Here is a 24,939-nt window from a genome sequence, read left to right as displayed (position 1 = left end):
AAACAGAAACATGCCAAAATTTCTCCTAAGTCTAGTTTTAATTTGTGCCACTACATTTGTATGGGCGCAGGATTCTCAGCAAGAAAAACTGGAGCAGCGTAAAGCTCAAATTCAGCAGGAAATCAGAGATAACGAAAAGATGTTGCAATCTGTTCGAAAAAAAGAGAAATCTGCTGTGAACGAATATTTAATCCAAGCGAATAAAATCAAACTTAAAGAGAAATTAATCAATACAACAGCAAAACAAGAAAGGCTGATTAGTAACGACATGTACATTAATCAAGTTCAGGTAAATAAACTTAAAAAAGAATTAAAAGTTCTAAAAGAAGATTATGCTGAGATGATTCTAAAATCGTACAAAAGTCGTTCTGAACAGAGTCGTGCCATGTTCATTTTATCTTCTGAAAGTTTTTTACAAGCTTACAAAAGAGCACAATATCTAAAGCAATATACTGCTTTTAGAAAAAACCAAGGTCTTGAAATTCAGTCAAAAACGGCTCAATTGGTAGAATTTAATGCTAAACTGGACGGGCAAAGACAAGTAAAAAAGAAGATAATTGCTGAAAATCAAAAAGAGAAAGTTACTCTAGAAGCAGAGAAAAAAGAACAGCAGAAATTGGTTAATGCGCTTAAAAAAGATAAAAATAAAATTGCCGCAGATATTAGATCAAAACAAAGTGAAGCAAAAAGAATTGACAGACAGATTGATCGTTTAATTCGTGAAGCAATTGCCGAAGCAAACAGAAAAGCAGCTGCAGAACGAGCAAAAGCAAATCCAGGTTCTAGCGAAGCAAAAGCACCGGTTTCTTCTTCAAAAATTGCATTGACACCAGAAGATAAAATTCTGGCGGCTGACTTTAAAGCAAACAGAGGAAGATTGCCTTGGCCAGTAGAAAAAGGATTTATTTCGCTTGGTTATGGAGATCAGCCACACCCGTTGCATCCATCAATCACTGTTCATAATTCTGGAGTTGAGATTACTACCGAAGATGGCGCAAGCGCTAGAGCAGTATTTGCTGGAGAAGTTTCTAAGGTTATTGTATTATCACCAGTAAATAAAGCAGTTGTAATTCAGCACGGAGACTACTTTACAGTATATCAAAACTTAAGTTCGGTTTCGGTAAGCCAAGGAGATAAAGTGACAACTAAACAGACTATCGGAAGAGTTAGAACAAGTGGAGATACAGGAAAAACAATCATTAAATTCCTGATTCTACAAAACACATCAAACAATAATCCAGAAGGATGGCTGCAAAGCAGATAAAAATTTAAGGGAGCTGAAAGCTCCCTTTTTTAATCGTATTGTTCTAAGAAGTACCTCACAACATCTGTTGTTGTTACGATACCTTTAAGTTCGCTATTGTCAACAACAGGAAGAGCATGGAAATCTTCTTTTACAAAAATTTCGGCTAAATCTCTTATTATAGTATCAGACGAAACTGTTTTTGGTTTTGAAGTCATTACTTGAGGAACGGTTAACATTTCTAATATGGCTTCATCAGCATTGTCTTGACCTTCAAACAAAGCGCCAAAAGTCAATCGGTTAATATCTGTTCGGCTGATAATTCCAATTACTTCTTTGCCTCTTACAATTGGAATGTGACGAATTGTATTTGCTTTTAATTTTTCGACCACTGTTTTAAGATCATCTTTTTCGTTTGCAGTCACAACAGTTTTTGTCATAATGTGGCTAATTGGTTCTCTTTTTTTCATGATAGATTAGTTTTATATTTATATCAAATATGTAGAATAATTCCCTCAAACGCTATGACCTTTATCAGCTTTTAAAAGAATTAAAAGAACATGTAATACGACTAAATTTTAGTATTTTTGCAGTATGGAAACAAATAGACAGAAAAAAATAGGCGGTGTTCTTCAGAAAGATCTGGTTGACATTTTGCAAGGTGAAGTGAGAAAAAACGGAATTACGAACTTGGTAATTTCAGTATCCAAAGTAAGTGTAACTACAGATTTATCTATAGCGACAGTATATTTAAGCATTTTTCCGCAAGAAAAAGCCAAAGAAACTTTAGAAGCCATAAAAACAAATTCAAATTTAATCAAACATGATTTGGCACAGCGTGTACGTTTGCAATTGCGCCGTGTTCCAAATTTGGTATTCTTTATAGATGATTCTCTAGATTATATAGAGAAAATTGACAATGCACTTGCAGGAAAAGAAAACCCAATAGAAAACCGTGATCTTTTAGAAAAGAGAAGAAAGTCATAATTTGAATTTCCCTTTATACATAGCCAAACGTTATATTTTTAGCAGCAGTAAAAACAATGCTATCAATATCATCAACCGTATTGCCAGCATGGGAATCATTGTTGGTACAATGGCTTTGTTTGTTGTTTTATCTGTTTTCAGCGGATTAAAGGTTTTTAGTCTTTCGTTTACAAACGAAATCGATCCTGATTTGAAATTGACAAGTACCTATGGAAAATCATTTTTAATTACACCCGATCAGGAAAAACAAATCAAAAAAATAGAGGGTGTTGCTTCTTACACCAAAATCATAGAAGAGCGTGTTTTGTTTTTATTCAAAGACAAACAGCAAGTTACGTATTTAAAAGGGGTTGACAGTTTATATCCAGTTGTTAACGATATCAAGAAAAAACTTTTTAATGGTCAATGGCTAAAACCGGATAGTTTTCAGGTTGTAATTGGCTATGGTTTGGCTCAAAATTTTTCCATGGGAATTTTAGATTTTGAAAATCCACTTCAAATTTTTGCTCCAAAGCCAGGAAAAGGCGGAATCGAAAATCCCGAAGAGGCTTTCAATAAAACCGATGTTCTACCAGTTGGGATTTACTCCATTAGCGAAGATTTAGATTCAAAATATGTATTTGCAGATTTAGGTTTAGTGCAAGAATTGCTAATGTACAAGCACAATCAAATCTCGGGATTAGAATTTAAATTAAAAGAAAACGCAGATGAAAGCGCTGTAAAATCAAAACTTAATTCTATTTTTAAAAATAAGATCACTTTAAAAAATAGAGCGCAGTTAAACGAGTCTTTGTATAAAATGCTCAATACCGAAAACATTGCGGTTTATCTGATTTTTACTCTCGTTATCATTGTAGCACTTTTTAATTTGATTGGCGCCTTGATTATGATGATTTTAGAAAAGAAAGGAAATCTTAAAACCCTTTTCAATTTGGGCTCTGACATTGGCGATCTTCGCAAAATATTTTTGCTTCAAGGTACTTTATTAAGTGTTTTTGGTGGCTTGATCGGACTTGTTTTAGGTATTATTCTCGTGATATTACAGCAGAAATTTGAACTTATCATGATTACGCCAACCTTGGCCTATCCAGTTGTTTTTACAGTTGAAAATGTTATCATTGTAATGACGACAATTATCTCTTTAGGGTTTATTGCTTCGCTAATTGCAAGCAGCCGAGTGAGTAAAAAATTACTAGATTAATTTCTCCTTTAAAAATATTACTTATATTTACCGCCTTGAAAATCTACAGCATATGATTGTTTCTGCCTAATCCTATTTTATTTTTTAGAATAATTAGGATACTTACGTTTTACTTTTTAGTTCAGATTGAAAATTACATCTGGACCAATTTTATCATTTATCCTAAATAATCATGACAGAAACAACTATAAAGAAAAGCTTCTTTTCTAAAATTTTTACCACTTTAAAACAAGCCTTAAAAGGCGATGATTCATTTGATTATACTTCTGGAAGTATAAAAAAAGCTGTAATTCTATTAGCCATTCCGATGGTTTTGGAAATGATGATGGAATCGGTTTTTGCTTTGGTCGATTTATATTTCGTCGGACATTTGGAACACAGCAGTTTTGCTATTCAGACTGTCGGTTTGACCGAATCGGTATTGACTGTAATTTATTCACTTGCGATCGGAATGAGCATGGCCGCAACAGCAGTTGTAGCAAGACGTATTGGAGAAAAAGATCCAGTTGCCGCTGCAAAAGCGGGAATGCAAGCCATTATTGTAGCTTTTGTTATTAATAGTGTAATGAGCATTCTCGGAATTATATACGCAAAAGATATTTTGATTCTAATGGGATCTTCAATAGAATCTGCCGAACATGGTTTCCGATTTACGCAAATTATGATTGGTTCGAGTTTGTGTATTATGCTTTTGTTCTTGATAAACGGAATTTTTCGTGGAGCTGGAAATGCTGCAATTGCAATGAAAAGTCTTTGGATTGCCAATATTTGCAATATCATTTTATGTCCGATTTTAATTAACGGTTTTGGACCAGTTCCTGCTTTCGGATTGGTAGGCGCTGCTCTGGCAACAACAATTGGAAGAAGTATCGGGGTTTTATATCAAGTCTATCATTTGTTTTTTGGCAATAGCATTTTAAAAATTAAAATACCATATTTCGCTCCAGATTTTACACAGATAAAAGCTTTAGTAAAAATTGCGGCACCTGGAATTTTACAATTTGTAATTGCTTCTTGCAGCTGGATTTTCTTAGCACAATTAGTCGCAACAACAGGAGGCGATCATGGTTCGGCAGGATATCAGACTGCTTTGAGAATTATGATGTTTTTTATTCTTCCTGCGTGGGGATTGAGCAATGCCGCCGCAACTTTGGTTGGTCAAAATCTAGGAGCCAAACAAATTGAACGTGCAGAAAAATCGGTTTATACAACCGCAAGATATAATGTAATTTTTATGGCTTCGATTATGATTATTACTTTGGTTTTTGGACAATATATTATTTCGTTTTTCACGAATGATCAGCAGGTCAAAACCATTGCGATTGAAGCTTTGCAGATCATGAGCATAGGATTTATTTTCTACGGAATTGGAATGGTTTTAATCAATACTTTTAATGGAGCAGGAGATACCTGGACACCAACTGGAATTAACTTCTTTGGTTTTTGGCTGTTCCAAATTCCATTAGCTTTTGTTCTTGCAAAACATTTTAATATGGGACCAACAGGAGTTTTTATTGCCATTCCTGTTGCAGAAACCGCAATTACTTTAACTGGAATTGTTTTCTATAAAAGAGGAAAGTGGAAGAGGGTACAAGTTTAGTTTGTAAATAAAAGTTTTGTTAAGTTAAATAATTTTTTGTAAGAAAAATACTTTAATTTTGTATTGTAAAATTTGTTTTTTATGATTAAAATTAATTTAGAAGATACGTTTGAAGCCACATATGTAAGTCCCAATTTTGACCAATATATTTTTGAATCGCAATTAAAGGATAATACAATAACTCCACTTAAAGTTAAGTTTACAAACATAGCTGAATCATTACTACCTAATGTTTATAATTTGGCTTTTGGTCCATTTGATGCAAATGGAAAAATAAATGATTCTGTAAATCTTAAACATAAGGATAGTAATAAAGTGTTTTCGACAATCATTTTGTTTTCGATAACTTTTTTAAAAAACAATCCTCATATCTCAATTGGCATTGATGGTTCAGATGATTTACGAGCAAATCTATATCATAGAATGTTTAGATATAATTATAAAAACTTGAAAGATTTTCTGGTAATTATTGGAGTAGATTGGTATGTAAGATTACTTCGAAACGGAACAATTGAACTAGATAATAATGGATTGGCATTTTTTAAACCAAAACCTGAACCTTTTGATTTTCAAAGAAAAACTAATGATCTTTATAGATATTATATGTTTAGTTTAAATCAATAATGTTTAAATTTGCTTTATGAAAGATTCTATTCAAAATAAGATTAATAAAATTCAGGAAATTGCTTTAGCTTCTGCTTCGGAGAAAAATATTGCAAACAGCAGAGATGTTATGGAATCAAATAATAACGATAACCTAACTAAATCAATTCGAAATGAGAAAGAAGCAAAATTATTTTTTTCTGAACTAAAATCAGCTATTGATTTAGCCAAAAGAAATGCATTAGAATAATTTTGGTTAAAATGTATATAAAAAAAGACCTTCAAAGTTGAAGGTCTTTTTTATGTTTTAAACAAATTCATATCCTGCATAAACTTCCTCGATTTCTTTCATAATAGCGAATAAATCTTCAGGAGCATCTGTGGTAACTAGTTTTTGTTTGAATTCTTTAAACGAATGAATCCCTTTGAAATAATTAGTATAATGACGACGCATTTCTACAATTCCTAAGCGTTCGCCTTTCCATTCCATAGACCATTTTAAATGATTTCTTGCCGCTTCAACACGATCAATAACCGTTGGTGCAGGTAAGTGTTCTCCTGTTTTGAAATAGTGTTTGATTTCGTTAAAAATCCATGGATAACCAATAGCGGCACGGCCAATCATGATACCGTCAATTCCGTATTCGTTTTTATATTGTAATGCTTTTTCTGGGCTGTCGATATCGCCATTTCCGAAAATTGGCATTGTAATTCTTGGGTTGTTTTTGACACGAGCAATATGCGACCAGTCAGAATGGCCTTTGTACATTTGTGCACGAGTTCTGGCGTGAATTGTTAAGGCCTGAACACCAATGTCTTGAAGTCTTTCTGCAACTTCATCAATGTTGATAGAGTTTTCGTCCCAACCTAAACGGGTTTTTACCGTAACAGGCAAATCAGTTCCTTTGATAACCGCTTTGGTCAAACGAACCATCAAATCGACATCTTTTAAAACTCCAGCTCCAGCGCCACGGCAAACAACTTTTTTTACCGGACAACCAAAGTTGATGTCTACTAAATCAGGTTTTACAGTCGAAACAATTTTAGATGACATTTCCATTGCCTCTTCATCACCACCAAAAATCTGAATTCCAACAGGACGTTCGTAATCAAAAATATCCAGCTTCATGCGGCTTTTTATAGCGTCACGAATTAATCCTTCCGATGAAATAAATTCAGAGTACATCATGTCTGCTCCGTGTGTTTTGCATAACCTGCGAAACGGCGGATCGCTAACATCTTCCATCGGTGCTAGTAATAAAGGAAATTCGGGTAATTCTATGTTGCCAATCTTGACCATCTTCGTAATTTTTTGCAAAATTACAATATTTAGTTCAATTTGTGCCAAATTGAGATTCAAAGGTTCAAAGGGACAAAGGAAGAAAGGATTTTTATGATTTATTATCCAAAATTTGGGTCTTTACAAGTTTGTTATTCTTCCAACTTTCAATTTTTGATATGCTTCCATTTTCATTATAAAAATATTGTTTTTTTAATGGATTATTGTCTTTAAAAAGTCCTTCATACTTAACATTTCCGTTTTCATAATATTCTCTATAAATACCCAATTTATTTCCATTTATGGTATGTTTTTCAAGTTTAAGAAAACCATTAGAATAATATTCTTTAAAAGTCTCATCTTCTTTTTCAGGATTTCCCTCTATTGTTTGATTACTTTTTAAATCTCCATTGTCATAAAATTCGAAAGAATTTATTTTCTTAAAATTTTCATTTTTCCCAAATTTATATTCATAACTTGAAGTTTTAATAACGATACCAGATGAATTAAAATCTTGTGAATACATTAAATGTCCTTCGTTATAAAATTCTATACTTTCAAGTTTTCCATTAATGTCATATGAAAATTGATTGCCTTGAATTATTCCACAATGAAAATTAGAACATAAACTTAATTTTCCATTTTCATAATAGGTTTTCCAAACACCCTGTTTTTTTCCAAATTTAATTGTATCTAAATTGCTTTCAACACCACAACCAACGATGTAAATGCCTTTATGATTAGTTTTGTATTCACAATTTTTATAGACTCCTTCAATTTTTAAGATTCCAGTATTATAATATTCCTTGTAAATACTATCAAATGTATTTGCCGTTATATAGCCTTCAATTTTAATTTTTCCATTTTCGTGATTAACAATATATTTTTTTTGCGAATATATTTTCACAAAAAATAATAAAATTATAATTATAGTTAATTTTGAAAATTTCACTTTAGAATGTTTATAATTAGATAGTTAGGTGCTTTGATAAATTAATAGTTTATGATTAGAATTCTGTCATTTCGATAAAGGAGAAATGATAATAGAAATCGGTTTAAATTGGATAATGAAATCTTTGTTGCTCTGAATCTAATTTAACGATAATCAAAAAATCGAATTGGTTTTCGGCTCATTGGATTAAAGACCAACGGATTTAAAACTTCTTTTGAAGCAAATTCTATTTTTGGCGTAACTCTTAATTTGGCTCTAAAATGATCTTTTATTTCCTGTAAAAATTCTGGGGTTTGATTTTTAACGGCAATTTTAATTAGGATTTCATCAGTACCTAAATCGTTGGTAGAGATTTCGATTAAATGATTTTCGATATTGTCAAAACTGCTCAAAACATCGTTCATCGCTGGCGGATAAAGTGTCGTTCCTTTATATTTGATCATTTGTTTTTTGCGTCCAACAACTGGGCCAACACGTAAAGTATTTCTTCCGCAAGCGCAAGGCTCGTCATGAAACTGAACCATATCGCCTGTTTTGAAACGCAGTAAAGGCATCGCCTCAATTCCTAAAGTAGTAAAAGTAAGTTCTCCAGTTTCACCATTTTTTACAGGCTGATTATTTTCGTCTAAAACTTCTACAATGATCAATTCTGGATGATGATGTCCGCCTTTTCCATGTTCGCATTCTGTAAAAGCAGTACTCATTTCAGTAGAGGCATAAGTCGAAAACAACTTAATATTCCATTTATCTGTAATTTTTTTTGATAAAATATTCATTGAAAAATCCTGTTCTCTCAAAGATTCTCCAATGCAGATGGCACCTTTTATGCTCGAATTGTTATAATCGATTCCGTGCATTTCGGCGTATTCAATTAATTTCAAAAGGAATGAAGGAACAGTAATCAAATAACTAGGATTGTATTTTAAAATAGAATCCCACTGCATTTCTGGAATTCCGGCTCCAACTCGAATTACGCCAACTTTCAGTTTTCTTAAACCTAGAAAATAAGCCAAACCAGCCATAAATTTTCTGTCAATTGTAGTCATTAATTGCACCACATCGCCTTCTGCAATTCCGGCACAGGCAAAAGAAATCGCTTCATTATAAGCCAAACGATCCAAATCAGAATCGGTTAGGCCAAAAGTAACAGGATCTCCTAAAGTTCCCGATGTTGAGGCGTAATCGATAATTTTATGTTGTGGAACACACAAAAAATCATCATTATATTGCTGTAAATCTTCTTTGGTGGTAACAGGTAAATGCTGTAAATCTTCCAGCGTTTTTACTTTCGAAATATCAATATTCTGTCCCGCAAAAAGTCTTTTATAAAAAGGAGAATTTTCGCCGATATAAGCTAAAAGTTCGGCTAATTTTTTTTCTTGAAAAATTTTAATCTCTTCTAAAGAATCTTTTTCTATTGCTGGAATCATTGTACTTTTCTTTTGACTTTTTTTAAATATTTTTCAATCTCTTCTTTTTGGGGAACTGTAGTGATTTCGTGGCTTAAAGCTTTTTCAAAATTAAGCTTTGCCTGAAGAAATTCCTTTTTTTGGTAAAAGTACAATCCTACCTTATAATATACAACCCAATAAGTAGGGTTTAGTGCTTGATAATCTTCAAGAAATTCTGGAGAAACAGTTTCTTTCTTTTTTAAAATCGAGTCCATTTTATGATCTTCTATTTTGAATTCTTTAAAATTCTGAAAGGCAGTTGTTTCTAAGAAAGGATCTTTGGCAATGTTTAAATTTTCCTTTTGAAAAGATTTTACTGTATTTTTGTTTTCTCCAAAAATCTCATTTAAATCATAGCAGACAAACTCGCCCAATTGATAGGGATTTGCCGAAACCCAAACCAATTTTTCTTTTGGTTTAAATATAATTCCGTGATGGGCAAGCAATTGATTGAGCGCTTTTTCATTTCCATATCCTAAAGAAATGTCCTTTAAGCCTTCTTTGTTTCGAAGGATTTCCGAAGCAATTTCAGGATTTACTTTTGGATTTTCAGATAGCAATTCCTTCATTCTTTCGTAACGATATTCAGAATGGCTGTTGGCAATCTGTTCCAGATTTCTTTTATCTTCCTTAAAAGCTTCACCTTGAAAATGATTTGAACAAATTAATTGATCGCTATTTGAAACATTATAAACGTCCATTTTATTTGGCGAAACTTCAATTAAAATCGCTTTGTTGTCATTGGCACTTCCGACCATAATCGATTCAGAGACAAATACTTTTCTTTTTTTTGCGATTGCAACAGCCTCGTCTATATTTTTAGCATGCTGTAAAATTTCGCGGGTCAAGATTGAAATCGGGGTTTTCGCGCTAAGTGGAATTTTAGATTTCGAAGCATTTATCGTTACGGTCAACCCCTCATAATTCATTCCAGAAACGGCGCCAATCATTCCGGGCCAAGTGACCATCATAAACGGATAACCTTCTTCTGGTTTTATAAAGGCCACGATTTTATTTTCCGCGAAAGCGTCATTCACATAAAAATCAAAATTTCGAGCAAGAATTAAATTTCCATCTTCCGATTTTTCATTCCAAGCAGCAAAAGAAGAACAGCCAACCAGAGCCAAATCTTGCAAAGCGTGCCCAATATCGTGCGCTGCATGCAGATACAAACTGCGCTGATATTGAGGTGCGATATTATCAAAATCATTCGAAGTATATTGCGAAACGCCATAAATCTCCGTTTGATATTCGTCGGGAACATTCAAATACAATTTTCGATTGTACCATTTCAGAAACTGGCGAAGCAGTTTTTGCTGAAATTTTGACGGAATTAAATCGGTAATTTTAGAGAAAAAAATGCGCTGCTGTTTGTGCAAAAGCGAATCAGTCAAAGCACCAGTAGAAAGTCCAATTTCGAGAGGATCACCTTCTACATATAATTCCCAAAGGCCTTGTTTATTTTTTAAAAGCGAATTTTTTCCAGAAAGAAAAATGCTGTCTGATAATTTTTGTACAATGGGTTTTGTATTGTTGAAAGCGGTAATATCAGGCGTGTGTTTTTTTGATTTTGAAGTACCGCAGGAAATCAGCAAACTAAAAAAACCGACGAAGAAAATATATAGGATGCGGTTTTTCATAATAATTTATTCAGATGCTTTTTTTATTTTTTCCAGCAGATATTCTTTTCCTACAATTTCAGAGCAAGTTATGACCGCTCCAACTGTAACACCCAAGACACCGTGCATATTAATACTTTGGCCTGTAAGATAAAGATTTTCTATTTTAGTTTTGTTCGGAATCAAAGTTTTCATTGGATTATTTGAATCTTTAACATATCCGTACATATTTCCACCGTCTCCACCAATGTAATCGCGGTAAGAAAGTGGCGTAGAAGTATGAACCGATTTGATGCAATCTTTTATGCCTGGGAATTTTTTTTCGATTTCTTTTAAAAGCTTTTCGGCTTTTTTGGCTTTGAATTCGTCATAACTTTCTCCGCGATCATTTTCTTCGAAAGTAGTGTTGAAAGTGTTTTCCCAAGCTTTGACATCATCATATTTCATATAGGTCAAAAATGTCATTCCGTCTGCCCATTCCTCATCTTTTTTCGACGGATTCATACATGCCATAAAGGTTTTGGGCCATGAATTTTCGTCGTATTCGTGTGCGGCCCAAACATCATTTGCACTTTTAAAATGGTAATAATTATGATTGATGTATTTGAAAGTTTTAGGTTTAAAAACAATGTATAAACTAAAAGCAGAAAGTACATTTTCGAGATTTTGAATTCTATTGAAAAATGGTTTTCTGAAATTTTCCTGGCCGGCCATTTTTAAAGTCGTTTTCGGTTCGATATTCGAAATAAAAAACGTTCCCGAAACCTTGGTTCCGTCTTTCATTTGTATCGAATTTACCTTTTGGTCTTCAACTTCAATTTTTGTAACTTCTTTATGTTTAAAAAATTCACCGCCAAATTTTTTAAGTTGTTTCAGTAATTGTTTGGTAATTTGGCTTCCGCCATTTATACAGCGCCAAGAACTTTCTATGTAGGAATTGACAATAAGGGCATGAACATAAAAAGGCGATTTATCAGGAATTCCCGCATAGAGAAAATTAGAACCTGCCAAAATTGCTTTTAGCTTTTCATTTTCAGTAAAAGAATCGATGGTTTCTTTCGCGTTAAGCATTAAAATTTCATCGTCATATTTTCCTTGAGATTCCAGATTGTAAAGCGGAAATGTTTTGCAAACCGCTTTTATTTTCTGGCAATAACGTTCTAGATTTTCTTTTTCTTCAGGAAATAAATTGGTTAGCTGTTGAATGAAATTTTCGAAACCTTGCGCATGCGGATATTCGGTTTTATCGTCATCAAAAGAAATCATATCAAAACCATTTTCGTCCATTTTTTTCAGATTCAAATGATCCATTATTCCAATATATTTGAAATATTGATGGAGATTTTGGCCTTCGCCTAAACCTCCGATGTAATGAATTCCCGTATCAAAAATGGTTTTATCTCTTACAAAAGTCTGCAGATTTCCTCCATATTGATTGTTTTTTTCGAGTACACAAACGCTGTAGCCTTCTTTTGCCAGAATAACGGCAGAAACCAATCCGCCTAAACCGCTGCCAATTATAACTACATCGTATTGTTTTTTCATTATTTTTTCTTTAAAACTAATAAAGCATTTTCTTCAGAAACAATTTCAAAATCCTCAAACTGATTTCTTAAATGGGAACAATTCACTAAAATTATAGAAGTAGCTTTCGAAATTATTTTCCCGATTTGATCCTGATAATCTTCGTCTGAAACTAAAAGAATATCGTAATGATTTTCAAGTGCCGATTCTAAATTGTCGAGATAAAATATTTTTCTCTTTGTAACAATATAATTCGTTTTGGCAACCAGCAATTTTTCTTTATCATTTATAAAAGAAAATATTTTTCGCTGTGGTTCCTGTAAAGCCAGTAAAACATCCAATTGCCCAAAATCATTTGCTAAATGTAGGATTTTTGCTTTTGGCTGAATGTATTTGTTTAAGCTGTAATACCTTTCTAGGTTTTGTTTTAAATCCTTTTTCACGCTATTTCCAACCTCGATTTCTTTATAATCGTAGCTGTTAATAAGCATTTTTTTGAAATAATCAGGACCTTCAAGTTCTTGTCTTATTTTGCGGTATTCAGCTTTAAAGAAAGTGCTTATTTGCTTGGTTCTTTCAACATAATTGGCTCCAAATGAAAGATTATCAGGCGTGATTCTTTCTAAAATGGTAACCGTCAATTTTCCGTGATGAATGACAAAATCGCCTTTCGGAATCAATTCTGATGCGCCATGAATAACAATAGGAATAATATCTATTTTAAATTCTTCGGCAAGGAAGAATGCTCCTTTATGGAATCGTTTTACCACATTATTTTCTGATCGCGTTCCTTCTGGAAAAACCATCAAAGAATATCCTTCGTTTACTTTTTTACGCAAATGTTCGACTCCGCCTTCAAGACCTTCAGAAACAGGATAAAAACCTGCTTTTCTCACAACACCGCCAAAAATAGGAGAGTTGTAAACCCAGTCGCTTACCAAGAAAATGATTTTTGGACTTAACATTCCGATGGCTAAAATGTCCAGAAAAGAAGAATGATTGGCAATAATTACGGCAGGTTTTTCAAAAGTTTCGTTGAAATTATTAACGACTTTTTTGCGAATAAACGGATTTGAATACAAAACCGATTTCATGAATTTTGAAATCACATATCGGAAAGTTTTCATTTTTGATTTTTTGCTGAAAGGCAAAATCGGCATAATCGTAAAGCTGAAAATCGACATTACGATTCCGCCCAAACCATAATACGCAAAGGAAATTACGCCATGAACAAAAGTTCGCAATTGAAATGGCGGATTTCCTTTTTTCGGGCGATTGGATAAAAACAGTTTGAATAAAATCGGATAGAATATAAAAGTAATGATCAGTGCTGCAAAGACCCCGATTAATGAAACTAGTGAAATTGAAGTAAGCGCAGGATGTTTGGCAAAAATCATCGCGCCGATTCCTAAAATGGTTGTGATTACCGCCAGAATAATTGAGGTTCTATAAATGGCAATTTCGTTGACTCCATTGGTGTATTCTTTTTGCAACGCACTGGTCATGAAAATACTAAAATCGACTCCGTGACCAAAAATTAAGGTGCAGACAATCATACTGAAAATGTTCATCTGAATGCCAAAAATGCCCATAATTCCGGCAGTTACAATTCCCGTTAATGCAATCGGAATACAGCTGATAATTACTAATTCAATTCTTCGGAAAAAGAAAAACAGAATTAAAATGACAGCAACAAAAGAATAATTTACCAGTGAATTAAAATCGGTTTTTAGATTGCTGAAAAATGTTTCGTTCATCTGCTGACGGTCAATTGCAATTACGTTTTCTTTTGCAGAGGCCAATTTTACAAAAGCATCTCGTTGTTCTGGTGATACTTTTACTAAAGTTGAAATGGTATAAAAGCCATTTTTTTCGGTTATAAATTCTTGTAATTGAAGTGCTTTAATTTTTAAAAATTCATCTGCCGAAACAGGCTTGAAGTCAAAATCTAAATGATCAAAAAATAAATTGTAAGTTGTGGGTTTAAAGCCAAGTTTTGAACCTTCAGCAATTAATTCTGATTGTATGAATTGTTTTTTTTGCGGTGTCCAAAACGAATTCCACTTTTCAATTTTTTCGATTTGTTCTTTTTGAGCAAGCACAATGCCGCCAACAGAACTGAAATTTAAAATTCTCTCCTGATTTTTTTCTTTGGATAAATCGTCAAAAAGTTTGCTGTTATGCTGCAAAGCTTCTTCAATAGTTTTTCCGTAAGAAGCAACATAAATCGTTTTGGAAGTTAAACTCGTACTTTCTTCCAACTGTTTTTCGGCCGCTTTAATTTCTTTCGGAATAAAATTCAGCTGTGATAAATCGTTATTAAAACCAACATCATTATAAGTGAAACAGCAAATTATGGTAATGATAACACAAAGTGCGATTAAGATTTTATTATTGTGAAAAGAAAAATGAGCCATTTTATCGATCACATTCTTTTTATGATCTGCAGGATTTTCTTTTGGTTTGTATAAATGCGGAACAATTAAAAGCGAAAAAACAGCAGAAGCCATAACGATAACGGCGGCAAAAATTCCGAGATCATTTAGCGCATCCGATTTTACAAAAAGCAGACATAAAAAAGCAACGGCAGTTGTAGAACTGCTCATAATGACAGGCATTGTAATGTCTTTGTACAAAGTTTTTACATCGCTGTTATGTTTGTAATGTGTGAGAATATGAATGGAATAATCAATCGTAATTCCGAGTAAAATTGAACCGATTCCTAATGAAATTGCTGAGATTTGTTCTCTAACGAAGTATAGGAACGCAACCGCAAACAAACCTCCAAAAACTGTCGGCAAAAATATAATCAGCGGAATTAACAGTTTTCGATAAAATAAAATTAGGATTAGCATTAAGGTAAACATCGCAATTGAAGTCGTGAGAATAATATCTCCCTTAATTTGTTTAGCATTGGCAACGGCAATTAAAGCAGAACCAAAATAACTGACAGAAGTTTTTCCTTTAAACTGTGTATTTAGATTTTCCTGAATTGATTTTAGTTTTTCAGCAAAAATGGTATTCTTTTCTGTCTCGCTAGATGGAATATTCGAAGTGATAAAAAGCAGTAGTTTCTTTTTATCCTTGGTCATAACAAAACCATTTTCTAGAGTAAAATCGTCTCCAATATTTAATTGCTGTAATTTTTTTAAAGCAATAAAAGAAATCCCAAACGGATCTTGAAGAATAAAATCTTTGGTAATAAATCCAGACGGAGAAATAATCGATTTGTAATTTCCTTGAACGGTTGCTGCAATACTGTCTTTTTGGAGTTTCTTTTCTATAGCATCATAATCTTTGTCATTTAGAAAAAGCGGCAAATTATTGTAAACAAAATCAATAGTTTCTTGAATGTTTTCTTCGTCAATTTTTCCCTGAATTCCCGTTATGTAAGGTTTGCAGGACTTAGAAACGCTGTCTGAAAAAATGGTTGCCATTTCCTTCAAATCATCTGCAGAACCATTTTTATCTAAGCTAAAAATTACGGTGGTTTTATCGGCAAAGTTTAATTGTTTTAAAACTTTGGCGGTAACATCGGTTTTGTCGTTTGTTGGAATAAGTTTGGTAATGTCTTCTTCAAACTTTAATCTTGAAGCGAAAAATCCAAAAACCAAAAGCATCAAAATAGCCAATAGCATCGAAAGAGATTTTCTTCGATTAACAAACAAATGAATGGCGTAGAAATATTGATGCATGATTATCGCTTAAGTTTTTTAAGCCACGAATTTCACGAATTTTCACGAATTAATTTGTGCTAATTTGTGAAATTCGAAGGAAACATAGCTTAAATATTTGTTTTGTTTTTAGAACTAAAAGCCGTTAAAAGCAAATAACTTATAAAGCCAACTGATAGTGCTGAAACGGTTGCTAAAATAAGACTTCCTACGATATATTGCGTAGCATTTTTTTGAATATCATCAAGAGTTATTGAACTGTCCAAAACCAGTGGCGTTTCGCTGCTGACAAAAATACTCCCAACTTGAAGCGAAGCATAAATAATAAACGGTATAAAAGGCGGAAAACTTACGTTTGAAGTGAGATAAGCAATGACTTTGTTAAGTCTGAACAAAGCTGCAAACGTAAAAAGCAATACGGTTTGAAATCCCCAAAAAGGAGAAAGTCCGATAAAAATACCAAGCGCAATTGCAGCTGATTTTTTAAAATTAGAATCGTTGCTTTCTAAAATATCATCTAGAAAGAATTTTTTAAAACCTTTTTTTTTTGCTCTTCTAAAAAAGTCTCTTGGTTTTATATACAGCAAGGCATTGGTTACCAAAACCGTATTTAAAATGCTAATTCGGGTAAAATCTTGAAACGGACGAAAATGCGAAACTCTTTCAGCAGGATCATACAAAACCTGAATCGGAATGTTTTTTACCACAATTCCTTTCCATGCTGAACGCACAATAACTTCGATTTCAAATTCAAATTTATTAGTGAAAAAACGTTTTGGAAGCAATCGAAGCGGATATAATCTAAATCCAGACTGTGTATCGTCTAGCTTGATTCCAGTTTCAAACTTGAACCAAAAGTTCGAAAACTTGTTTCCGAAACTGCTTTTCTTCGGAACATTTTCCTGTGTCATATTTCGGCTTCCAATCAAGAGAGCGTTTGGCTCGTCTTGTATTGCTTTCAAGAAAACAGGAATATCAGCGGCAAAATGTTGTCCGTCAGAATCGATTGTAATGGCATATTCAAAACCCATTTCCAACGCTTTTCTAAATCCATTTCTTAGCGCTCGTCCTTTTCCTAAATTTTTAGGATGATGAATTTGAGTCACTTGCGAATACGATTTTAAAATTTCGCTAGTAGAATCAGTCGAACCGTCATTGACAATGATAATATTTGTGGTGAAATCTAAAATAGAATCCAGTACTTTTTTCAGTGTTTTTTGGTTATTGTAAGTAGGCACAATAACGCAAAAGTGAATCGAACTAAGTAATTCTTGCTGTGATTTCATGTGGTATTTTTTGAGCTTACTTTACAAATTGTTTCTCTTTTTCAGAGAAACTTTCAGATTGTAAAACAAAGTCTTTAAGATAATCTTTCAAAGCGGCACCTTGTGATGCATAATACGTTGTTATGAATTTTTTATCTTCTTTGATATTTTTCTTATAACCCGTAATAGCAGGAACATCTTGCTGAACGCTTAATCGGATCATTCGCATTTCAATATTACTTGGGTCACTTTTTATCGTTGCTTCAAGCAATTTTGCACCTTCTTTAAAACGATCCATTTTTTGCCTTAATTTCTTTTCAAATTTAGAATCTACTAAAATTGAAGCTGCTTTGTAAGCTACTAAAATTTTATCATCGTTATTTGAAACTCCAGAAAGTTTTGCGACAAAATCTTTGGCATTGCTTTCTGATTTTGCTACATCAGCATACATTTTGCGGATCGAAGCCAAATCTGGCGTTCCAGCAAAACTAACCCATAAAAGGAATGTCAATAATAGTTTCATAATTATATTTTTTTGTACACATTACTCAATTTAAGAGCTGTTGTGTCGTTAAAGTAAGTCGTGTTTTTCACTTTTACTAAACCGTCTTCAGTTGTTGTAACATCAAGCTCCAATCTTAATTCTGGTGTAACTTCAGGATTAATAAGTGCCATAAATTTTACATTTGCCAAAGACTGAATCATCAATGAACTTTTGGTAATCGATTCTGTAAGTTCTTTGATAATCTGAATCATGCAAACACCAGGCATAATTGGATTTCCAGGGAAATGCCCTTTAAAAACCTCATGTTTTTCATTGACTAAAATGGTAACAATATATTTTGAATCAGATATTTTTTCTTCTGATAGTATTTTATAAAAATCTTGTAAAATCATATTTTTTATTTTCCAAATGAGTAGGAAACTCCTAACTGAAAATTAATATTTGTGTTATAATCTCCAAATAAATAATAATTATTGGAGTCATTTTGATAATAATCGCTGCTTAAAACATCGAGCAAACCTTTTTTAAATCGAGCTTCAAATGTTAATCCAGAAGGCAGAGCATAAGCAACACCCAAAACCAAACCAAGATCATTTTGTGCTTTTCTAACCGCAAGATTATCATTTAATAAAATATCTAAAGTTGGTCCCGCTTGAAACTGAATTCCTTGTGGCAGAGTAAATTTATTGATTACAGAAAGTGACAAATAATTGATATCCAAATCTAAATATTCTATCTTATTGGTTTGACTAGCTTCGTCATAATAATTTCGCGCAACATTATTAGAACCTTGTCTGCTATAATTAATTTCTGGCTGTAGCGAGTAAATTTTTGTAATCTTAATATCAGTAAAACCACCAGCATAAAAATCAGTTTTATAATCGGCATGCATTTCAGAAATGGTCGAAAAACTAAATCCTGCTCTTAAACCAGGTTTCGCCGATACTTGAGCCTGAATATTTAAAACCGTAAAAAAAACAGCAAAAAAGAAGAATATTCTTTTATTCATTTTTATTTAGTTTTAAACGTATAACTAATACCAAGCTGGAAAACCTGATTTAAAATTACTTGATCATAATAATAACCATCGTCGATTCCATCGTAACCATAAATATCAATTAACCCTTGTTTGAATCGAGCTTCAAAAGTTAAGCCATTTGGCAAAGTATAACCAACACCTCCAACAAATGAAAGATCGTAATCTTCAGGTTTAGTGTTTATATAGTTATCACTAACTTTTAAATCTAAAGATGGCCCTGCTAACAGATGAAAACCGCCACCGTTAAAGTTAAATTTTGCAACCGCTCCAAGTGTTATATAATTCAACTCATACTTTTCAGAATAATAACGACCATTTTCAAAGTATCTTCCTTCATCACCTTGTCTTGAATAATTTAATTCTGGCTGAACCGAAAAAAATCTATTGAATTTAATATTTACCAATCCACCAACATAAAAATCAGTTTTAGAACTGTTATCATCAATATTGCTTAGTGTTGATATATTCAAACCGCCTCTAAGTCCAGGGCTAACTTTTACCTGCGCTTCTGCCTGGATTCCGATTAATAAAACAAATGCAAGTACAACAAAATTTCTCATTTTTAATTGATTTAAAGTTTATGGTTTGTTTAATTTTCTATTCTGATTTGAAATAATTCAGCTCAATTTTCAGTTTAATATTCTGATGGATGATTTGGATCTTCTCAGCAAAAATATTGTTTTCTGAATTGAAAAGTAGTGTAAATTTTTCTTTTGTTTTAGAAGCATGAACTATCTTTTCTAATTTCTGATCTTTTTTGGAGATAAAAATATAATTGTCCCGTTTTCCATCTGCCGATTTGTAAATGTCATTTGAAGAGTTTTCAAATTGTTCCTGAATCGGATATTCTTTCTTTAAAAGCAGTCTAAAATCTTCTTTTAAAGTGTTGATCAATATTTTTCTATCTAATTCTGAAACAATAGAATTGATTTTAAAATCGGTTTCTGAAATTTCAAAATCCATCAATTTATTTCCGAATTCGGTAGTAAAAACAATTCGGTGTGTCGTGTCGTTTATTTTCTTGGCAATGAAAATTCCAGACAATTCATTTCCGTAAACACTGATATTGGTTTTATAAACATAATCGGTTTTTGAATCTGTGAAATACGGAACTGTATAAGATGTTTTATCTAATTTTTTAGGCGTATAATTTTTTGTGACCGAGCCGCAAGAAATTAAAACAATTGTCAGAAAGCAATTAATTAGTAAAAACTGAATCGTCGATTTTTGCATTGATCACTTTATTTTTAAGTACAATTCTAGTATAATCTTCAGATGATTCTAACAATTTTACCTGAACAACAGTTGCTTCTTCTTTATCAAAAGTCAGTTCAATTTGTTTGATATATTTTTTCAGCGTCGCGTCTTTCGGAATGAATTTCGCCAGATTCTGACCTTTCAATTTAAAATACGAAATCGTAAATTCTTTGTCATCAAACATATTTCCGCTTACGCTTCCCACAATTAATTTATTGATTCGAGCGAATATTTTACTGTTTCCGATATCAACGGCGCTTTTCTTTCCTTCGTCATTAATTAAAATTTTTCCGTTTTTGAAAGTAATGCTGTAGTTGTACGGTTTTTTATATTGCCATTGAAGTAAAGCTGGTTCTTTAAAAACCATTTTTCCTGAAGTTTCAATGTCTTTCGATAAAAAATCTAAATGCTTGTACTGAACAAAATCAGTAGTTAAGGTTTTGATTTTTTTCGCCACAACATTCACGTCTTGCTTAAAAGACGCGATTTCGGCATCGGTCATTTTTTGTTCTTGCGCGAACAAATTGCTAGATATAAATAGAATGAGTAATGCTATTTTAGTTTTCATATTTTTTCAAAAATGTGCTTATTATTCTGCCACGAATTACACCAATTTTCACGAATTTTAATTTAATAAAATTCGTTTTTATCCGCGTCTTCGCGAAAGCGAATTTGTTTCATCCGCGTTCAATTTTCATAAGCTTTAAGATTCAAAAGTTCTTCAATCGAAACGACTTGATAATTATTTTGCTGTAAAAATTGCAAAAACTGTTCCAGTACTAAAACCGAATGCTTGCCCGTGTCGTGCAAAAGTACGATTCCGCCGGGAGAAATATGTTTAATTAAGCGATTGAAAATTAATTCCTGATTTTGGGTTCCTCCATCAAGAGAACGGATATTCCAACCAATTGTTTTATGTCCCGTTACTTTTAAAGCCCTTCTGATTGAAGGCGTCGTAACTCCATAAGGCGGACGAAAGAAGTTGATTTTTCTGGAAGTGAATTTTTCCAGAAGCATATCTGTCCTTTTAATTTCTTCGGTTATTTTTTTAGCATTATAAAAATCAAAAAATTTAGAATGCGAGTACGAATGATTTCCAACTAAATGACCTTCGGAAATTACTTTTTGAAGGATTTCAGGATGCATTTCAATGTTTTTTCCAATGCAGAAAAAAGTCGCTTTGGCATTGTATTTTTTCAGAAGCGCTAAAACGTCCAAAGTATAAATGCTCGGACCGTCATCAAAAGTAAGCGCGATTTTTTTTTCTGTTTCGAACGGATTACTGCAAAATGCTTTTACATGATAATTGGAAGAAATTCGTGCAGAACCAAAAGCATTTATTCCAATCCAAATTAGAATTATAACAATAAACCACAGAAAATGAATTGCGATGTAAAGATTCAGAAGAAACAATAAAAGCAATAAAAAGATAAAAAACAGCGATATGTTTTTGTGCGTTATCATTTTGACAGCAGCGTAAAACTATGGTTTTTTCCGTTTAATTGATTGTATAATAAAATTGTTTTGTAATCTGATTTTTGGATCGCATTTACTTTTACAATTTCTGGAATTTCCTGATTTTTCAAAATTTTAGCAGCCATCCAAAAAGCAAAAGCAGAAGCTGTATCATATTCGCCACTCAAATGTTTGTAATATAAAACAGGAGTTTGGGCAAACGAATTTTCGGCAAGATTTCTATAATAATTCTCAAAATCAGCATTTCCGTCAAAACCTAAAATTACCGCATCAACGTCTGAAATTTCTAAATTATTTGACTTTAAGAAAGAAACAGCAGCTGCTTCAACCTCATTTTCTTCCAAAGTATTTATAATGGAAACATCAAGAAGTTCAGCATAAGTGTTTTCTTTTTTCTCGTTTTCTAAAACAAAAAAACTCGCGCCCTCACCATAAACTGCTCCGCTTGTAGTTGAGTTCAAAACATCATAAGGAGCCGAATTGTCTTTTTTAATACGTCCATTTAATTTGAAAAGTGCAGTAGTATAATCTCCATTTTCATCAACACCGCCCACTAAAATTGAATTGGCTTCATCTTCTTCAATCTGCATTTTAGCATCAATCAATGCCGATTCAAAAGAAACCGCACCATTCACGTAAGTAAAATTATAACCTTTACATTGCTGTAAAAGAGCAATCTGCGCTCCAACTGTGTTGTGGGTTGATTGAATAAAAGAAGTTGGAGTCAAAAACTCTTCATTATTATCTAAAATGCTTTTCAGGAATTTTTCAGAATCTTCAATACATCCTAAACCAGTTCCTGTAATAATCGCATCAACGCTTTCAACATTCGCATCTTTCATGGCCAAAGCCGAAGCTACAATTCCGTTTTTTACACCTTTTGCCATGCGTCGGCTGGCTGCTGGCGAAATATAATCTTTGTACGCTGGCGGAACAATTGCCAGTACATTTTCGTCGTGATTAACATTGGCCTCTTCCAAAAAAACAGTATCAAATGTTTTTTGAGTCGAAATACAGCCTACTCCATTTATATATGTTTTTTTTGTCATTAGCTTTTTGAAAATATAAGAGTTGAACAGTTTCCTCCAAAACCAAAAGAGTTGGATAAAACGTGATCAATGTTTTTATTTTTTAATGAGGTTTGCGGTTTCAAATCAAATTCTTCCATCGGAGTTTCAAAATTTAAGTTTGGATAAACCACATTATTTTGAATAGCCAAAACGCTGTAAACGGCTTCAATCGCAGCAGCAGCCGCTAAAGTATGTCCTGTAAAAGGTTTTGTAGAACTAAAATCTGGAACTTTTTCGTTTTCATAAATTCGAAGTAAAGCTCTTCCCTCAGACAAATCGTTGTTCGGAGTTGCAGTTCCGTGAACGTTAATGTAATCAATTTCAGAAGGTTTTAAACCCGAAACATCAAACGCTTTTTTCATCGCCAAATAAGCGCCGTCTCCATTTTCTGAAGAAGCAGTTTGGTGAAAAGCGTCGTTTGCATTTCCGTAACCCGAAACTCTTGCCAGCACTTTTTTGTTTTGCTTTTCTACAATTTCATCCGATTCTAAAATCAAAAATGCAGCAGCTTCCCCAAGATTTAATCCTTTTCTTGTATTGTCAAAAGGTTTATTGTAATCGTCAGATAAAATCATCAGAGTTTTGAATCCGTTGATGGTGAATTTTGCCAAAGCATCGGCACCGCCAACAATGACACGGTCTAATTTCCCCGTTTTGATTAATCTCGCACCTAACATAATCGAATTGGCAGCAGAAGAACAAGCCGTAGAAATAGTCGTAACCATTCCTTTTAAACCTAATTCTTCAGCAATTTTTTCGGCAACATCTCCGCCGTCATGACAAGTGATATATTTAACCAGTTCTGGCTTTTCGAAATAATCGTAATAATGTCTTTCCGTCATATCCATTCCGCCCACGCTCGTAGCTGAGATAAGTCCGGTTCTAAATTCATTTATATCGGTAATGCCAGCATCTTCAACAGCTTGTTTTGCTGCCAAAGTGCCAATCATAGCAGTTCTGGAGAAGTTATTATTCTCATTTAATTTCAGTTCATCGATAAGCTCTTCGTTGGTTTTTTTGATTTCGCCAACTTTAATTATATCTGCGTGAACAGTCGAAATATTTTGAATACGAGAAATACCGATTTTGTTTTCGGTCAGTGAAATATAATTTTCCTCAACCGAATTGCCAATCGCAGAGATAATTCCCATTCCCGTTATTGCAACACCTTTCATTTTTAGACTTCTTAGATTGTTAGAATTTTAGACTTCTTAGATTTTTTTAGACTGGCTTAGAGTTTTAGATATTAGACTTCTTAGATTTTTGGAAAACATTGTCTAAGAAGTCTAAAAATCTAAGTGAGTCTAAGAAGTCTTACTTCGTTCTGTTAGCGCTGATATACGCTGCCATAGTTTCGATTGACTGGAAAATAGCTTTTCCTTCTTTCGGATCAACCAATTTAATTCCGTAATCTTTATCTAAAATCACGATCAATTCAAGTGCATCAATCGAGTCTAAACCTAAACCGTCTCCAAACAATGGATCGTTATCAGCAATATCTTCAACTGCGATATCTTCAAGGTTTAAAGTCGTTATGATTTTATTTTTTAATTCTTCTTTTAATGCTTCCATGATTATTTATTGTATAATGTATTGATTGTTTCGTTTGTATATTTTGTGTTTTCGTCTGCACTTACGATGCAAAGAAACGCTTTATAACTCTCATTAAAAAATTCTACCCAGCCACACAAAACAGAATCTGCTTTATTTGTGTTTAACAAAATCTCCGAATAGTTCGACAAAAATTCGGCATTGAAAGCATCAAATATAAAAAAAGAATTTTCACTTTTCAGCTGATGGCGTATACTTATTTCGCCCAAACAAATATTTGGCAGCGTATAAACAAAGACCGCTGGACTCGGATAATAGTTTTCTTTGTCTGAAATAGATTCCTGATATTTTACATCGGTATCCAAACTCGACGATTTATTGGCCAAAACCAAAGCGATATTATTTTCCTGTTCTGTTGAGGTTATCGGACTCAAAAGCAATTCTGATCCTAAAAAAGCCAGTTTGCTCAAAGCATCCATTTTGAAAAACTTTGGATACTGCATTTCAAAATTGCGATACGCTTGTTTCGAGAAATCTGCAAAATCTGTTGGTTCAATTTTAAACACAGAAATTCCGTTCAAAACAATTTCGTTGTTTTGAATGGTGATGTAGGATTGTATGTAGGATATGTTTTGAGTCATTT

General features: G+C 33.0%; 25 protein-coding genes. 6 read left to right on the top strand and 19 right to left on the bottom strand.

Annotated features, from left to right (window positions below; genetic code table 11):
• Positions 1 to 10 precede the first annotated feature (10 nt).
• Positions 11 to 1,264: a murein hydrolase activator EnvC family protein gene (locus tag BB050_RS07585; protein WP_008465850.1), complete on the top strand. Its 1,254-nt coding sequence runs from the start codon at positions 11 to 13 to the stop codon at positions 1,262 to 1,264.
• Positions 1,265 to 1,293: 29 nt separating this feature from the next.
• Here BB050_RS07585 and BB050_RS07580 read toward each other — a convergent pair whose 3' ends face one another.
• Positions 1,294 to 1,713: a CBS domain-containing protein gene (locus BB050_RS07580; protein WP_008465851.1), complete on the bottom strand. Its 420-nt coding sequence runs from the start codon at positions 1,711 to 1,713 to the stop codon at positions 1,294 to 1,296.
• Between the two features lie 124 nt (positions 1,714 to 1,837).
• Here BB050_RS07580 and rbfA point away from each other — a divergent pair, with 124 nt between their 5' ends.
• The 5 genes from rbfA (at position 1,838) to BB050_RS07555 (ending at position 5,884) form a co-directional block, all read left to right on the top strand.
• Complete coding sequence (gene rbfA, locus BB050_RS07575; protein WP_008465852.1) at positions 1,838 to 2,230, top strand: 30S ribosome-binding factor RbfA; 393 nt, start codon at positions 1,838 to 1,840, stop codon at positions 2,228 to 2,230.
• Between the two features lies 1 nt (position 2,231).
• Positions 2,232 to 3,431 (top strand): ABC transporter permease, encoded by a 1,200-nt coding sequence (locus BB050_RS07570; RefSeq protein ID WP_066033159.1) that lies wholly within the window; start codon positions 2,232 to 2,234, stop codon positions 3,429 to 3,431.
• Positions 3,432 to 3,603: 172 nt separating this feature from the next.
• On the top strand, positions 3,604 to 5,031 hold the full coding sequence (locus tag BB050_RS07565) for an MATE family efflux transporter (protein ID WP_066033158.1): 1,428 nt from the start codon (positions 3,604 to 3,606) through the stop codon (positions 5,029 to 5,031).
• A gap of 81 nt (positions 5,032 to 5,112) precedes the next feature.
• A complete protein-coding gene (locus BB050_RS07560; protein WP_008465856.1) occupies positions 5,113 to 5,655 on the top strand; it encodes a DUF6934 family protein in 543 nt (180 codons plus the stop codon).
• A gap of 16 nt (positions 5,656 to 5,671) precedes the next feature.
• Positions 5,672 to 5,884: a hypothetical protein gene (locus tag BB050_RS07555; protein ID WP_008465857.1), complete on the top strand. Its 213-nt coding sequence runs from the start codon at positions 5,672 to 5,674 to the stop codon at positions 5,882 to 5,884.
• A 57-nt stretch (positions 5,885 to 5,941) separates the two neighbouring features.
• On the opposite strand, the gene dusB is transcribed toward BB050_RS07555, so the two are convergent.
• The 18 genes from dusB to BB050_RS07465 form a co-directional block, all read right to left on the bottom strand.
• Positions 5,942 to 6,934 carry a tRNA dihydrouridine synthase DusB gene (gene dusB / locus BB050_RS07550; RefSeq protein WP_066035118.1) on the bottom strand — a complete coding sequence of 331 codons (993 nt, stop codon included), beginning with the start codon at positions 6,932 to 6,934 and terminating at the stop codon, positions 5,942 to 5,944.
• Between the two features lie 91 nt (positions 6,935 to 7,025).
• Positions 7,026 to 7,865 (bottom strand): toxin-antitoxin system YwqK family antitoxin, encoded by an 840-nt coding sequence (locus BB050_RS07545; protein ID WP_083219817.1) that lies wholly within the window; start codon positions 7,863 to 7,865, stop codon positions 7,026 to 7,028.
• A gap of 143 nt (positions 7,866 to 8,008) precedes the next feature.
• Positions 8,009 to 9,295, bottom strand: a complete 1,287-nt coding sequence (gene flxY, locus BB050_RS07540; RefSeq protein WP_066033156.1) for a flexirubin biosynthesis putative acyl-CoA ligase FlxY — start codon at positions 9,293 to 9,295, stop codon at positions 8,009 to 8,011.
• Positions 9,292 to 10,956: a C45 family autoproteolytic acyltransferase/hydolase gene (locus tag BB050_RS07535; protein ID WP_066033155.1), complete on the bottom strand. Its 1,665-nt coding sequence runs from the start codon at positions 10,954 to 10,956 to the stop codon at positions 9,292 to 9,294. Before BB050_RS07535 ends, flxY begins: the two co-directional genes overlap by 4 nt.
• Before the next feature lie 6 nt (positions 10,957 to 10,962).
• Positions 10,963 to 12,480 carry a phytoene desaturase family protein gene (locus tag BB050_RS07530; RefSeq protein ID WP_066033154.1) on the bottom strand — a complete coding sequence of 506 codons (1,518 nt, stop codon included), beginning with the start codon at positions 12,478 to 12,480 and terminating at the stop codon, positions 10,963 to 10,965.
• Positions 12,480 to 16,154: a 1-acyl-sn-glycerol-3-phosphate acyltransferase gene (locus tag BB050_RS07525; RefSeq protein WP_066033153.1), complete on the bottom strand. Its 3,675-nt coding sequence runs from the start codon at positions 16,152 to 16,154 to the stop codon at positions 12,480 to 12,482. Before BB050_RS07525 ends, BB050_RS07530 begins: the two co-directional genes overlap by 1 nt.
• A gap of 89 nt (positions 16,155 to 16,243) precedes the next feature.
• Entirely contained in the window at positions 16,244 to 17,419 is a 1,176-nt protein-coding gene (locus tag BB050_RS07520; RefSeq protein WP_066033152.1) for a DUF2062 domain-containing protein, read from the bottom strand.
• 16 nt (positions 17,420 to 17,435) lie between these two features.
• On the bottom strand, positions 17,436 to 17,921 hold the full coding sequence (locus tag BB050_RS07515) for a hypothetical protein (RefSeq protein WP_008465871.1): 486 nt from the start codon (positions 17,919 to 17,921) through the stop codon (positions 17,436 to 17,438).
• A gap of 2 nt (positions 17,922 to 17,923) precedes the next feature.
• On the bottom strand, positions 17,924 to 18,295 hold the full coding sequence (locus tag BB050_RS07510) for an ApeI family dehydratase (protein ID WP_008465872.1): 372 nt from the start codon (positions 18,293 to 18,295) through the stop codon (positions 17,924 to 17,926).
• Between the two features lie 5 nt (positions 18,296 to 18,300).
• On the bottom strand, positions 18,301 to 18,912 hold the full coding sequence (locus BB050_RS07505; protein WP_066033151.1) for an outer membrane beta-barrel protein: 612 nt from the start codon (positions 18,910 to 18,912) through the stop codon (positions 18,301 to 18,303).
• Between the two features lie 2 nt (positions 18,913 to 18,914).
• Positions 18,915 to 19,502, bottom strand: a complete 588-nt coding sequence (locus BB050_RS07500; RefSeq protein ID WP_066033150.1) for a porin family protein — start codon at positions 19,500 to 19,502, stop codon at positions 18,915 to 18,917.
• 37 nt (positions 19,503 to 19,539) lie between these two features.
• On the bottom strand, positions 19,540 to 20,175 hold the full coding sequence (lolB2, locus tag BB050_RS07495) for a flexirubin biosynthesis protein LolB2 (protein ID WP_066033149.1): 636 nt from the start codon (positions 20,173 to 20,175) through the stop codon (positions 19,540 to 19,542).
• Positions 20,141 to 20,767, bottom strand: coding sequence for a flexirubin biosynthesis/transport protein LolA2 (lolA2, locus tag BB050_RS07490; protein WP_008465876.1), 627 nt, complete (start codon positions 20,765 to 20,767; stop codon positions 20,141 to 20,143). The genes lolB2 and lolA2 overlap by 35 nt, the downstream gene beginning before the upstream one ends.
• Before the next feature lie 119 nt (positions 20,768 to 20,886).
• Positions 20,887 to 21,663: a polysaccharide deacetylase family protein gene (locus tag BB050_RS07485; protein WP_066033148.1), complete on the bottom strand. Its 777-nt coding sequence runs from the start codon at positions 21,661 to 21,663 to the stop codon at positions 20,887 to 20,889.
• Positions 21,660 to 22,724 carry a beta-ketoacyl synthase N-terminal-like domain-containing protein gene (locus tag BB050_RS07480; protein ID WP_066033147.1) on the bottom strand — a complete coding sequence of 355 codons (1,065 nt, stop codon included), beginning with the start codon at positions 22,722 to 22,724 and terminating at the stop codon, positions 21,660 to 21,662. The genes BB050_RS07485 and BB050_RS07480 overlap by 4 nt, the downstream gene beginning before the upstream one ends.
• Positions 22,724 to 23,920, bottom strand: coding sequence for a beta-ketoacyl-[acyl-carrier-protein] synthase family protein (locus BB050_RS07475; RefSeq protein ID WP_066033146.1), 1,197 nt, complete (start codon positions 23,918 to 23,920; stop codon positions 22,724 to 22,726). The genes BB050_RS07480 and BB050_RS07475 overlap by 1 nt, the downstream gene beginning before the upstream one ends.
• Before the next feature lie 139 nt (positions 23,921 to 24,059).
• The gene (locus tag BB050_RS07470; RefSeq protein WP_008465883.1) at positions 24,060 to 24,317 is read right to left on the bottom strand and encodes a phosphopantetheine-binding protein; all 258 of its coding nucleotides are present in this window, start codon (positions 24,315 to 24,317) and stop codon (positions 24,060 to 24,062) included.
• A 2-nt stretch (positions 24,318 to 24,319) separates the two neighbouring features.
• Positions 24,320 to 24,937 (bottom strand): 3-oxoacyl-ACP synthase, encoded by a 618-nt coding sequence (locus BB050_RS07465; RefSeq protein WP_066033145.1) that lies wholly within the window; start codon positions 24,935 to 24,937, stop codon positions 24,320 to 24,322.
• Between the last annotated feature and the right edge of the window lie 2 nt (positions 24,938 to 24,939).

This window comes from Flavobacterium anhuiense, from assembly GCF_001705175.1.
Taxonomy (GTDB): domain Bacteria; phylum Bacteroidota; class Bacteroidia; order Flavobacteriales; family Flavobacteriaceae; genus Flavobacterium; species Flavobacterium anhuiense.
Note: the sequence above shows the minus strand (reverse complement) of the source record. Positions and strands in the feature narration are given on the sequence as shown.